Source organism: Anaplasma marginale str. Florida, from assembly GCF_000215485.1.
Classification (GTDB): Bacteria; Pseudomonadota; Alphaproteobacteria; order Rickettsiales; family Anaplasmataceae; genus Anaplasma; species Anaplasma marginale.
Genome location: NZ_AFMS01000041.1, coordinates 1 through 12,282, shown reverse-complemented (window position 1 = coordinate 12,282; position 12,282 = coordinate 1). Strand labels below are relative to the sequence as shown.

Genomic DNA, 12,282 nt, shown 5'->3' with positions numbered 1-12,282 from the left:
AACACGATGGAGAATAACTGCTCCGCAGAAAATGCCAGAGCCTCCTCTCCAGCGAACCGATTCCACCAAACAGGCATACTGGGTGTAACTCACGAAAGGGTGGGGGATCCGCCTTTGCCGCAATGCTTTATTAGTGTCCTGAGACTAAAGCTAAGGTGGGTGCCATATAACAACCTCCTTTGTGTTGACAGTGACGGCCCCCTCTAAAAACAAAACGGGCTCGAGGAACTTCCAACCTACACGTACAACGCAGAACCCCCACAGATTATACAGAACAGGTAAGACAGATCAATATATAAATACCTACTTCTTGTCTTCGTCGTCCTTCTTAATTTCCTGGTATTCCGAATCTACCACCCTCTCCTCCGGATTTCCGGAAGTGTCGCTTGCAGTGCTATCAGTAGAAGTACCTGAGTCTTTCTGAGCGGAATACGCCGCCTCACCCAACTTCATGGAAAGCTGCATTAGGGCATCATACTTCTGCTGAATAACGTCACTACTGCTATCATCGTTGCTCAAGCACTCCCTGAGCTCCTTTATTGCAGCCTCGATGCCCGACTTATCAGCACTAGAAATCTTGTCCCCATAGTCATTGAGCGACTTCTCAGTGGAATGTATCAGGGCCTCAGCGCTATTCTTAAGTTCCACGCGCTTCTTACGCTTCTCATCCTCTTCGGCTCTGTCTTGGGCGTCTTGGACCATCTTCTTGATTTCCTCTTCGCTTAGCCCACCAGAAGACTGTATCTTAATGGTCTGCTCCTTCCCGGAAGCTTTATCCTTTGCAGAAACGTGTACTATACCGTTGGCGTCTATGTCGAACGTGACTTCAATCTGCGGAATGCCCCGAGGAGCCGAAGGAATCCCCTCCAGGCTGAACTGGCCTAGCAGCTTGTTGTCTACCGCCATTTTTCGCTCACCCTGGTAAACCTTGATAGTCACAGCAGTTTGCCCATCCTCCGCAGTGGAAAACACCTGAGACTTCTTAGTAGGAATTGTAGTATTACGTTCAATGAGAGGGGTAAAAACTCCACCCAGGGTTTCGATACCGAGCGACAGCGGCGCAACATCCAGCAACAAGACATCTCTCACATCGCCTGTAAGTATTCCACCCTGTATCGCAGCACCAATTGCTACTACCTCGTCAGGGTTCACTCCTTTGCAGGGCTCCTTCCCTCCGAAGAAATCTTTAACTCTCTGAATTACCTTGGGCATTCTAGTCATCCCACCGACTAGCACCACCTCATCTATCTTGCTAGTGTCTTTAATACCCGCATCATCCAAAGCCTTCTTGCAGGGTTCTATGGTACGCTCGATCAATTCGCTTACTAGCCCTTCAAATTTGGCTCTCGTGAGTTTCAGACTAAGGTGCTTTGCGCCCGTACTATCGCTAGATATGAAAGGTAAGGTTATATCTGTTTCCAGCCTGCTAGAAAGCTCAATCTTCGCTTTTTCCGCAGCTTCTTTGATCCTCTGAACAGCCATCGGGTCATTGTGCAGATCTATTCCGGTTTCTTGTTTGAAACTCTCCATCATGTGTTCCATAACGGCGTTGTCAAAGTCCTCACCACCTAGCTTTGTGTCACCATTTGTGGCTTTTACCTCAAATACACCCTCAGCTATTTCAAGCACAGAAACATCAAAAGTTCCGCCACCAAGGTCGTACACAACAATTGTCCGCTGCTTGTCGCCCTTATCCAAACCGTAGGCCAGCGCAGCAGCAGTGGGCTCATTGATAATTCTCACAACGTCTAAACCGGCAATCGTTCCGGCATCTTTAGTGGCCTGACGTTGCGCATCGTTAAAATACGCGGGCACGGTAATCACGGCCTTCTTTACTGGAGCCCCGAAATATCTCTCTGCAGTTTCTTTTATCTTTTCCAGGACGAATGCGCCAATCTGCACTGGAGAGTACCCCTCACCCCTGGCCCGTATCCACGCATCCCCGTTTTTTGCTGGAAATACTTCGTAAGGACACTTGACGTCCCGCATATCGTCGTATCTACGGCCTATTATCCTCTTGCTAGCGTATATCGTATTTTGGGCATTGATGTTCGCTTGACGCTTAGCAAGCTCACCCACAAGCCGCTCATTTTCAGTAAAGGCAACAACCGACGGAGTAGTTCTTGAGCCTTCACTGTTTTCGATAACTTTCGCGGTGCCCGCCTCCATAACAGCAACGCAAGAATTCGTAGTACCCAGATCTATGCCTATGATGCGCTCAGCCGCCATGATTACCCCCACTAAAACAATACTTACAAAAACCAGATACGGTAGATATAGTCACCAAAGTCTTAAATTACAACCCCTACCCCTGCAGCAAGATAAAAAATATACGAGGACCCGGCCCAAAGCACATAATCCGGCCATTGTACGACGCAGCCAGTGAGGACAGCACATTTTGTGGCGCTGCGATAGGGTGCGGAAAAAACTGGCACATACTCTAGCGTATGTCCGCAAACATGCGGGACAACCATTTCTTGACCCAAGTTCCGTCAGGCTTTTTGACCCCAACAAACGCCTCTTGGACAGTTTCTTGCACATTTGCAATCTCAGCATTGTCTGCTTTGCTCTCTGCAAGCTCCGGTTGGGCTTCAGGCGGCCCCATAAGCTCTTCACTTAGAGCCGTGCTATACCCCTTCTCCGCATGAATGCTAAAACCTGCAGCACCTGGATTCTCACTTACACCCAGCCTTATGAGAACCTTGAATTCGCCCTCTATGGCCCAAATATGTTTACGCTTATGATTAAATAGATAGGTCAAAACCCCAGGATCAGCCAAAACTGAAATTATCTTCTCACGATTTTTATGGGCAAAGCACCGCACGTCTCTAAGCATGTCTGCGGCAACAGACTCAAACGACCTAACCCTACCAACACCTCTGCAATGCGCGCATTGGACCGTATTGGTATCCAGTATACTTTGCTTTACCCGCTGTCTGGAAATTTCCATAAGACCAAAAGCACTTATGTACCCAAACTGCACCTTCGCTTTGTCGTTCTTAAACGCCTCCCTAACCTCGGCTTCGACGGCCCTGCAGTACCTGTATCTGAGCATGTCTATGAAGTCAATGACTATGAGGCCAGATAGCCCGCGCAAGTTCACCTGCCGCGCAATCTCTTTGACGGCCTCCATATTGGTTTTGTACGCAGTCTCTTCTATGCTATCCTCGCCGGTCATCTTGCCCGAGTTTACATCTATAGAGACCAACGCCTCGGTCGGGGTGATGACTAGATATCCCCCAGATGGAAGGAAAATCTTGTCGCTGTACAACTCAAGTATTTGTGCATCAACCCTGTAATGAGTAAAAATTGGCACGCTGCCCTTGTACATCCGAACCCGTAGTTTGTTCCTAAACATGGATTTCGCGTACTCTTTCACGAGGCTAAACGCCCTGCTGCCGGAAACAACAACGTCGTGGATCGTCTCGTCACAAAAATCCCTAAGCGCTCTCTTGATTATGTTAGCCTCAACATACAGGAGCGCAGGGGGTTCTACTTTCTCGCAGTTATCGCGTATCTCCTGCCACGTGGATTGTAAATAAGACAAATCTTGCTCTATCTCTTTTTGGCTTCTGTTGCTACCAGCTGTTCTGATTATGACCCCGGATTCCTTGGGAAGCTTGATAGAATTTAGCACCTCTTTCAGATTCTTCCGGTCATCACAATCCTCAATACGCCGCGATATCCCACTATTCTTGTTGCCTGCATTCGGCATAAAAATGCAATATCTGCCCACGAGCGCGATGTACGTGGAAAACGTTGCGCACTTGTTTCCTCGCTCTTCCTTTATGATCTGGACCATAAGTTTCTGGTCCACTTTTATCACATCCTGAATCTTGTACAACTTGTGTAACGAAGACTTCGACCTAGCCTTGGAGGATGCATCCCTCTTACCAGAGCGATCATCTAGTTGGGGTTTACAGGCGTCTACAGGGCCATCATCGGGCAGCGGCGCAGCAGCCCCATCGGCCTCGGCCAACCCTTCGTGCTCCTGACCATCGCCGTACATGCTCTGCAGAAGAGCTTCTTTCTCCTCTGCGGGCAGTTGGTAGTGCTCAACCGAGATTTCAGAGAACGGCAAAAACCCGTGTTTGCTTATCCCGTATTCTATGAACACAGCCTGCAATGACGGTTCTATGCGCTTCACGACCGCATAGTACACGTTGCCACGCAGCTGCTTCCTATCCTTTAACTCCTGATCAAACTCAACTACCTTACCGTCATCAAGTACCGCAACTCTTATCTCATCAACATACGCGGCATCAACCAGTATTCTCTTCCCGCTGTTATCATTAGACACAGAACCTCACACCAATTCACAAAACACCCCAAAGGCCACCCAAAGCACCACGAAACTAACACATGCAACACCTCGGCGCTGCGAATAAAAATCCTCAAGTCGCGTTGGACTTCGCTTCTATCCTCATGACCATAGCAAGCCCAACAGCCATGGTGGCCACGCCTACCACTATAGCGGTAAGCATCAAAACACTGGGCAGCGGGTTGCTATATAACGTCTCCCCTGCCTGCCCAGAAAGTATGGGCACCTTAGCACCTCTTACATATCCCAAGGAAATGTAGAACAGCAACACGGAAGACTGAAAAATGCCCAAGCCCATTAGCTTCTTCAAACGATTGTTAGTCACCACTACAGTAAACAAGCCAACTGCCATCAACAGGGCCGCCGCCACATGGTTCACATGCAGTAAAAAGAAGAACACTCAGCTCCCCCCTGTGCTGTACACACCCCCAACAACGACCTCACCACACAACACACAAGCTCACGAGGCCGCGCAGTCAGTGTATATCTATTTTTCCCGTGATGCAAAGTCAAAATAAATGCTCACCATAGAGCCACACACCGTTAAACCAACACCCAATTCGACGACGAATATACCAAGTTTCTGTTCGGAAACAGCATCGAACATTGCAAAAAAGTAGGAAAGAAAACTCTTTCCGGCAATCATGGATATGGCACCTGTGGCTACATACAACAGAAATCCCGTTGCACTCATCACCCGCGGGAAAGAAGCAGACACAACCCTAGATATTTGCGCTTCTCCGAACACCATGTGATACAAAACCAGTGCAGAGGCTACTATAACTCCACCCTGAAATCCACCTCCTGGGCTGTAATCACCGTGAATCTGCACGTACAGACCATACAATATCATCACCGGAAGCATTATAGTCACTGCGCTACGCAACGCAGGATTGCTACCCGGAAAAACGTACTTCCCCTTAGGCACTTTTCTTACCTCCCCCATCCAGCAACAACGATACACACATGGCGGCCGTGAACACAACCAGCACCTCACACATGGTGTCGTAGCCACGAAAACTCGCCAAAATTGCAGTAACTACGTTAGGAATGCCTACATAACGGCTTGTATGCTCGAAGTAGGCGGCTGTTTGGATATTCGCTGGGGAAGTTGCGTCACCAAACTCGGGCAGATCTAAAACTGCACCCACCAACGCCAAAAACATAGACAGTGCGATCGATGCGGCCAAGAGGATTCTAATCGCACTGCAGTCGTTCCACACATAACCAACCTTGCTGCCTCCTACATACCCAAGACGGGAAAGCACAACGAGAGTCAGCGCGGTGCTGAGCCCTGCGCCAACCGCCGCTTCTGTTATAGCAACATCAGGTGCAGCCATTACTAGGTATGCAGCTGCCATGGTGAGGCTAAACGTGCACATCACAATAGTGTTCACAAACACACCCTCACATAACGCAACCGCTGCTGCTGACGCCACCAACAGTGGCAGGAGCATCCAGTTTACGGCTATACCCACATCCAAGTGCATCTAACCACCATCTTTATCATCACTCTCGCACCAGGGCATTACGGAACTTGCAATGGCGTTACATGCGGTTGTTGAGGTAATCCATAATAGTACAATTAGCACAAACATCTTTACTGTAAATACGGAAAAACCGCACTGCATGGTTAAACCACACAGCACAAGCGCTACCCCGACGGAGTCCGCAACCCCCACAGCATGAACCCTATAACGAAGACCGGGGAGTCGGAAGACCCCAACAGTGGCTATTACCATAAAGAACAGCCCGGCACCCAGCGTCATCATACCTAACAGTGGCAACATAAATACCTACCCCCGATTAGACGCGAAAAATTTGGAAAACCCTATGGCAGACACGAGCCCAATGCATGCATACACCAGAGATACATCAACAAAAAACGCCTGAGCATCTGTAAGGACGCCCAAAGCTACAATCAGCACTACACCAAAGGTATTAAACGCGCTAGCTGCAAGTATTTTGTCACCCACGAACCTCGACGTAATGACCTTATATAGCATTGCGAACATACACGCAACCAGCACGAAAACTGAGAAAACAAGCATAGCCCACTCCCAAGTAACTATACCCCAGAACGCAACTTAGCCAAAATTGTACCGGCTACATTTTCCTTCGTGATCCCAAAATGCCTGTACAAATCCTCACACTTACCTGATGCACCAAACCTGTCAAGCCCCATAAATACGCCCTTTTCACCTATGTACTTATGCCACCCCAGAGAACAAGCCGCCTCCACAGCCACTTTTAGGCTGCCGTTCCCCAGCAAACTTGCAATATACTCTTCGTCTTGTTCGTCAAATATTCGCCAGCAAGGCATGGAAACCACTCTGGTGCCGATTCCCTGATCTTGAAGAATTTCCCTAGCACCCAGTGCCACGCCCACTTCGGAACCCGTAGAAAAGATAGTAACCCTAAAATCCCCCTCATGCTCGCGTATTATGTACGCACCCCTGCTGGCAAGGTTATTGTGGGAATAGCACGCGCGACTGAAGCCTACGCTCTGCCTTGACAACGCAAACAGCGATGGTGACTTGGTGAGCTTCAGGGCCATCTCCCAGCATTCCAAAACCTCAACAGCATCCGCAGGTCTGAAAACGTACAGGTTGGGTATGGAACGCAGGGAAGCGAGGTGTTCCACGGGCTGATGGGTGGGGCCATCCTCCCCTACACCTATGGAGTCGTGAGTCATTACATATATGACCTGCACTCTCATCAATGCAGACAGTCTTATAGCAGGTCTACAATAGTCAGAAAAAACTAGAAATGTCCCGCCGTAGGGTATTATGCCCCCATGGAGCGCCATGCCGTTCATACACGCGGCCATCGCGTGCTCTCTCACCCCATAATGCACGTAGGATGCGTCAAAATTTTTGGAGCTTACCACCCCCATGCAGGGTACCTTGGTGTTATTGGAGGAAGTGAGATCGGAGGACCCCCCGACGAGCTTGTTCACCCTCATCGCCAAGAATTCTAAAACTCTGCCGAAGGATTTTCTGGTCGCCTCAGCAGGGCGCGTTTCACAAAGGGTGTTTTTCAGGGTATCAAGCTCATCTATGACGCTGTTTGGTACACCATCTGAAAGTATTGCGTTAAGCACCTCAGCCTTTGCGCAACCAGCAAATTTCTTCATCCAAAGCTCGCATTCCAGCTCAGCTCTTGCTCTAACTTTACGCCATAAGGCCTTGGCTTCCTCGGGAATTTCGAACTTCTCACCTTCCCATCCTATGGCATTCCGAAACTCTTGAGCATCTTCAGGGGAAAACGGCCAGCTGTGCGCCGCAGAAGTACCCGCCTTGGGGGGCATAAACTTACCTATGACTGTCTTGCAACAAATTATGGACGGTTTGCCCCTAGACTCCCTAGCTGCACCAATTGCTTGTTCAATCTCGCCAAAATCATGCCCGTCAACCTCCAAGACATCCCACCCATAGGCGGAAAACCTTGCACGTACGTCGTCAGAGGTCGCCAAGCTGGTACTCCCATCTATCGAGATGCCATTATCATCAAACAAGACAATTAGGTGATCTAGGCCCAGGTGCCCGGCTAGAGAAGCAGCTTCGTGGCTGATTCCCTCCATCAAGCAGCCGTCCCCAACTATGGCGTATGTGTGGTGATTTATAAGATCATCGCCAAATTTCTGGGAGAACATGCGCTCAGCAATAGCAAGACCCACGGCGCACCCAAGGCCCTGGCCCAGTGGCCCAGTGGTTACCTCAACACCTGTAGTGCAACCATATTCCGGATGACCGGGAGTTATTGAATGCAGCTGCCGGAAACGCTTGATATCATCAATCCCAATATATCCAACCAGATGCATTATTGAGTACATGAGCATGGACCCGTGCCCGTTGGAGAGAACTAGCCTGTCTCTATCGAACCACGACGGATGGTTCACGCTGAACCGCAAAAACTTTGAAAACAGCACAGTGGCAACATCGGCCATACCCAGTGGCATTCCCGGATGCCCTGAGGCAGCATTTTGTATGGCATCTACGGACAGCAGCCTAACCGCTTTCGCCATAATTTGATATGATTCACGTCCCATCAAGAATTCCCGGGCAGCCTACATGCTGAGATACCTGCCGATGAGGTAATTCTTGTACGAATCCACATCGACTCTCTTCCCAGTAATCTTCTTCAGCAGAGTGGTGCTGCTGTATCTTCCGCCGTGGGAATATATGTGCTTGTTAAGCCAGCCGACAACACCGGAAAAGTCACCATTTTCCACCCCGCCACAAACGTCTACCTTGCTGTTTTTAATCGCAGCAAAAATCTGCGACGCCGCAACTGATGACACTACCCTGCAAGGCACATAGCCAAAAATCCCACTGACCCAGTAATCGTCCTGCATGAACCCCTCTTTGTCATCAGAGGGCACAGAATCGAAGTAGTATTTCATGCCCTGGGCCCAGGCATCCGGCAACTCGCTGACTTTCAAGTCGTCGTTTATTATTTCCTTCTCCAGTGCATACCGCAGCATTACGTGCGCAAGGGAACTTACTTCATCTGACTTCTCTAGCAGCATATTGGGCTGAACCTCGGTAAGGTGAGCATATATGTTGTCAACATCGGCTGCTTTCCCCCTAATAGAGAGAAGCTTCTTCATTGCTGGAAGGATAAATGAGATAAACCCCCTGTCTCTTAGTAGGTGACGAGACATTAGCAGCCCTTGGGCCTCGTACATCATGCTGCCCGGGCAGCCACCAACTGGTTGATGTTTCCACTTCTGGGGTAGGTTCGAACAATATAAAAACTTCCCAACATTCTCCAGCACATCCCTCAAAGCAAGCCTGTAGTCGCATTCTCCATAGTCATCAGCGCTTCTCTTAACGCTGCTCGCAACCCCTTCCTCGCTTAACAAATCCATCTTTCTGTGTGAGCACATAGCCTCGAGAAGCCCTCCCCCAACAGCACTAGCTATGTGTCTGCAAAGGGCCATTTGCTTGTCACTAGCGACAGTCTTCGCGGGATGAGCCTCACTACTGCTTTGCCTGTTTATAACCTCACCAGCAAATTGCCGGAAAAACGCCCCCATATCGGTAAAGACCTCATCCATTTTCTTGGTGGTAAGATCCCCATCGTAAGCACCGAGCATGACGTCGTACTTGCTCGCAGCTCCCAAATCCTCAACCTTCATGGCAGCCGCTTCTGAGGATAGCCTTACAACATCAGCAAGGCATTCTAGCACGCTGCGCGCGGGTTCATTCCCCTGGCAAAACAACATCCATTTCATCCTGCAGGCGACCCTGGCCTTTACCAGGCCACTCACTAGATCGATCGGTAACCCCCTGAGGCGCTTGTACATTCTGTTCATGCAATGGAGGTTCGCAACCTCCCAATCTCCCAACTGCCCCTTGTTTGCAAGCGCAAAATCGATGGACTCCGCAACCGCCTCACTGTCTACGATTTCCTGCACCACCTCCCTCAGAGTGCAGATTCTGCTGATTTTAGAATCAGAATCAGAGTCATCAGCGTAGAGAACCCTAACCACACCGATGACGTGGCACACCTTAGCAAATACCTGCTCCAAAAATTTATAATGCTTCATACGCACAACAACCGAAACTCGCGCACACAACACCCGGGATGAGACCGGCCCACTAAGACACACCCAAAAACAACTTAGGAGACCGCCGTCAGTTAGGCAGACATGCGCTAAATTTACCATACATCGCGGCGAAAGCTATAACAAATAAACCACGTGAGGCAAATTATTTTTCTTGACTTGACTCGGTTTTGAGCAATGATTTTGCGCAGTGGGGTTCTTCAGTGGTTATCGCAGCTGGATCTTTAGTGTAGGGGAGGTTTTTACTATGCTGCATCGTTGGTTAGCTCTGTGCTTCTTGGCATCGTTTGCCGTGACAGGTTGTGGTCTTTTCAGCAAGGAAAAGGTCGGGATGGACATTGTCGGCGTGCCTTTTAGCGCTGGGAGGGTAGAAAAGGTTTATTTTGACTTCAACAAGTACGAAATAAAGGGTTCTGGCAAGAAGGTGCTGCTGGGCCTGGTAGAAAGAATGAAGGCGGACAAGAGGTCCACCCTGCTGATTATCGGCCATACAGACTCCAGGGGAACGGAAGAGTACAACCTGGCGCTGGGTGAGAGAAGGGCAAATGCTGTTAAGGAGTTCATACTAGGGTGCGACAGGTCGCTATCCCCTAGAATATCTACTCAATCCAGGGGTAAGGCGGAACCAGAGGTTCTGGTATATTCAAGCGACTTCAAAGAAGCGGAGAAGGCGCATGCCCAAAACCGAAGGGTTGTACTAATCGTGGAGTGTCAGCACTCGGTATCTCCCAAGAAAAAAATGGCTATCAAGTGGCCGTTCAGCTTTGGTAGGAGCGCGGCTAAGCAAGATGATGTCGGTAGCAGCGAAGTTTCTGACGAAAATCCCGTCGACGATTCCTCAGAGGGGATAGCATCCGAAGAAGCGGCGCCTGAAGAAGGGGTGGTGTCCGAGGAAGCGGCGGAGGAGGCGCCGGAAGTGGCACAGGATTCTTCGGCAGGAGTGGTCGCGCCTGAATAGTACTGAAACTGCACGGCCTGGCCGCACTTGCCGCTCGTGGTTTGCGTTGACACATCGGTGGCCACACTCAACCTGAGGCTTGGTCCGTGCAGCTTTTGTTCTTGGAACGTGCCTTAGAGTTGGTTTCCGCTGCTGAGCGCGAGATTGATCAGCTGGGTGCCTGCTCCGCGTGGGCGGTGTGGTCGGCTGTTGTGCGGCCGGCTGCTGGGTACGCAGTCATCGTAGTTCGCGGCTCAGTGGGCTTTAGTGCGTTGTGAGCACTTTTTACGGGGTTGGTGGTGTTGCACTGAACAGTGTTGACACTATTTCTTTATTTTGCTAGCTTGGCCAGGAATTTTCATGGGCATCAGATGGCGAGCATAGTGGTAGTGGGACTGCAGTGGGGAGATGAGGGCAAGGGCAAGATTGTAGATTGGCTGTCTGTGAGCGCCGATGCCGTTGTGCGGTTCCAGGGAGGGAACAACGCTGGACACACAGTGGTTGCAGATGGGAGAGTGTACAAACTAAGCCTTCTGCCAACATCCGTATTGCGGCAAAACAAGCTATCCATGATAGGCAGCGGGGTTGCGCTGGATCCGTACGCGCTCGTTCGGGAGGTAGACAGCCTCAAAGACAGCGGCATATTTCTTGACCCTGACAGCCTGTGCCTGTCTGAATCGTGCCCGTTGGTTCTTAGCGTGCATAGGGACGCGGATTCTATAATGGAAGAAATGCGCGGAAACGAATCCATAGGCACAACGTGCATGGGGATTGGTCCGTGCTATGAGGACAAAGTCGGCAGAAGAGCCATAAGACTGTGTGACTTACTGGACGAAACATCACTTTATGACAAAGTGCTGTGCTTGCTGTCTTACCACAATCTGCTAAGAAGGGCCACAAACCGACGGGAGGTCACCCCGCATGAGATCATGGATGAGTTGACGCAGATTGCCCCGAAGGTCTTACCCTTTATGAAGCCTGTGCCAGAGATCATCGTCAGCCTAATTAAGCAAGGTAAAACCGTGTTATTCGAAGGTGCGCAGGGCGCGTTGCTTGATATCGACCATGGGACATATCCATATGTAACGTCCAGTAACACAGTGGCGGGCTATGTGCGGGTGGGATGCGGGGTCGGCGCTCTCGGGGACATGCGAGTTCTCGGGCTTGCAAAGGCCTACACCACAAGGGTTGGCAATGGACCTTTTGCTACAGAGCAAACCGGAACGGTTGGCGACGCCATGTTCGAGCGTGGCAGGGAAGTGGGCACTGTGACCAACCGCGTAAGAAGGTGCGGCTGGTTTGATGCAGTGTCTGTGCGGCAAGCAGCCCTATCCTCCGGCGCATCTGAGATGGTAATAACCAAACTAGACGTACTAGACACAATTGATGAGATCAAAGTATGCACAAAATACAGATGCGGCGAGGAATCATACGACTACTTACCCGCCGCAT

Annotated in this window: 11 protein-coding genes and 1 other RNA gene; 2 read left to right on the top strand and 10 right to left on the bottom strand. The window is 50.1% G+C overall.

Features of this window, described 5'->3' with window-relative positions; all coding sequences use genetic code 11:
- Nucleotides 1–101: 101 nt before the first annotated feature.
- The 10 genes from ssrS to GAC_RS01155 all read right to left on the bottom strand — a co-directional run bounded on the left by ssrS (nt 102) and on the right by GAC_RS01155 (nt 9,875).
- Nucleotides 102–259: non-coding RNA, 6S RNA (ssrS, locus tag GAC_RS05370), on the bottom strand.
- A gap of 44 nt (nt 260–303) precedes the next feature.
- On the bottom strand, nt 304–2,229 hold the full coding sequence (gene dnaK, locus GAC_RS01195; RefSeq protein WP_010265084.1) for a molecular chaperone DnaK: 1,926 nt from the start codon (nt 2,227–2,229) through the stop codon (nt 304–306).
- Between the two features lie 211 nt (nt 2,230–2,440).
- Nucleotides 2,441–4,300 (bottom strand): Rne/Rng family ribonuclease, encoded by a 1,860-nt coding sequence (locus GAC_RS01190; RefSeq protein ID WP_010267933.1) that lies wholly within the window; start codon nt 4,298–4,300, stop codon nt 2,441–2,443.
- 94 nt (nt 4,301–4,394) lie between these two features.
- Nucleotides 4,395–4,721: a cation:proton antiporter subunit C gene (locus GAC_RS01185; protein ID WP_010265092.1), complete on the bottom strand. Its 327-nt coding sequence runs from the start codon at nt 4,719–4,721 to the stop codon at nt 4,395–4,397.
- A gap of 87 nt (nt 4,722–4,808) precedes the next feature.
- Nucleotides 4,809–5,267 carry a Na(+)/H(+) antiporter subunit B gene (locus GAC_RS01180; RefSeq protein ID WP_010265097.1) on the bottom strand — a complete coding sequence of 153 codons (459 nt, stop codon included), beginning with the start codon at nt 5,265–5,267 and terminating at the stop codon, nt 4,809–4,811.
- Nucleotides 5,242–5,811 (bottom strand): DUF4040 domain-containing protein, encoded by a 570-nt coding sequence (locus tag GAC_RS01175; protein ID WP_010267936.1) that lies wholly within the window; start codon nt 5,809–5,811, stop codon nt 5,242–5,244. Before GAC_RS01175 ends, GAC_RS01180 begins: the two co-directional genes overlap by 26 nt.
- On the bottom strand, nt 5,812–6,111 hold the full coding sequence (locus GAC_RS01170; protein WP_010265105.1) for a monovalent cation/H(+) antiporter subunit G: 300 nt from the start codon (nt 6,109–6,111) through the stop codon (nt 5,812–5,814).
- Nucleotides 6,112–6,117: 6 nt separating this feature from the next.
- Complete coding sequence (locus tag GAC_RS01165; RefSeq protein WP_010267937.1) at nt 6,118–6,372, bottom strand: monovalent cation/H+ antiporter complex subunit F; 255 nt, start codon at nt 6,370–6,372, stop codon at nt 6,118–6,120.
- A 17-nt stretch (nt 6,373–6,389) separates the two neighbouring features.
- Nucleotides 6,390–8,372 (bottom strand): transketolase, encoded by a 1,983-nt coding sequence (gene tkt, locus GAC_RS01160; RefSeq protein ID WP_010270301.1) that lies wholly within the window; start codon nt 8,370–8,372, stop codon nt 6,390–6,392.
- A gap of 18 nt (nt 8,373–8,390) precedes the next feature.
- Nucleotides 8,391–9,875 carry a gluzincin family metallopeptidase gene (locus GAC_RS01155; RefSeq protein ID WP_010267939.1) on the bottom strand — a complete coding sequence of 495 codons (1,485 nt, stop codon included), beginning with the start codon at nt 9,873–9,875 and terminating at the stop codon, nt 8,391–8,393.
- Between the two features lie 265 nt (nt 9,876–10,140).
- Between GAC_RS01155 and GAC_RS01150 the strand changes: the two genes are divergently transcribed.
- Together GAC_RS01150 and GAC_RS01145 are read left to right on the top strand one after the other, a co-directional pair.
- Nucleotides 10,141–10,851, top strand: coding sequence for an OmpA family protein (locus GAC_RS01150; RefSeq protein ID WP_010265113.1), 711 nt, complete (start codon nt 10,141–10,143; stop codon nt 10,849–10,851).
- Between the two features lie 350 nt (nt 10,852–11,201).
- On the top strand, nt 11,202–12,282 hold a 1,081-nt coding region (locus tag GAC_RS01145), incomplete at its 3' end, for an adenylosuccinate synthase (protein WP_035018000.1).

Coding starts and splice junctions, on each gene's coding strand:
- dnaK (WP_010265084.1), bottom strand. CDS start 2,229: ATGGCGGCTGAGCGCATCATAGGCATAGATCTGGGTACTACGAATTCT.
- GAC_RS01150 (WP_010265113.1), top strand. CDS start 10,141: ATGCTGCATCGTTGGTTAGCTCTGTGCTTCTTGGCATCGTTTGCCGTG.
- GAC_RS01155 (WP_010267939.1), bottom strand. CDS start 9,875: ATGAAGCATTATAAATTTTTGGAGCAGGTATTTGCTAAGGTGTGCCAC.
- GAC_RS01170 (WP_010265105.1), bottom strand. CDS start 6,111: ATGTTGCCACTGTTAGGTATGATGACGCTGGGTGCCGGGCTGTTCTTT.
- tkt (WP_010270301.1), bottom strand. CDS start 8,372: ATGGGACGTGAATCATATCAAATTATGGCGAAAGCGGTTAGGCTGCTG.
- GAC_RS01165 (WP_010267937.1), bottom strand. CDS start 6,372: ATGCTTGTTTTCTCAGTTTTCGTGCTGGTTGCGTGTATGTTCGCAATG.
- GAC_RS01175 (WP_010267936.1), bottom strand. CDS start 5,811: ATGCACTTGGATGTGGGTATAGCCGTAAACTGGATGCTCCTGCCACTG.
- GAC_RS01180 (WP_010265097.1), bottom strand. CDS start 5,267: ATGGGGGAGGTAAGAAAAGTGCCTAAGGGGAAGTACGTTTTTCCGGGT.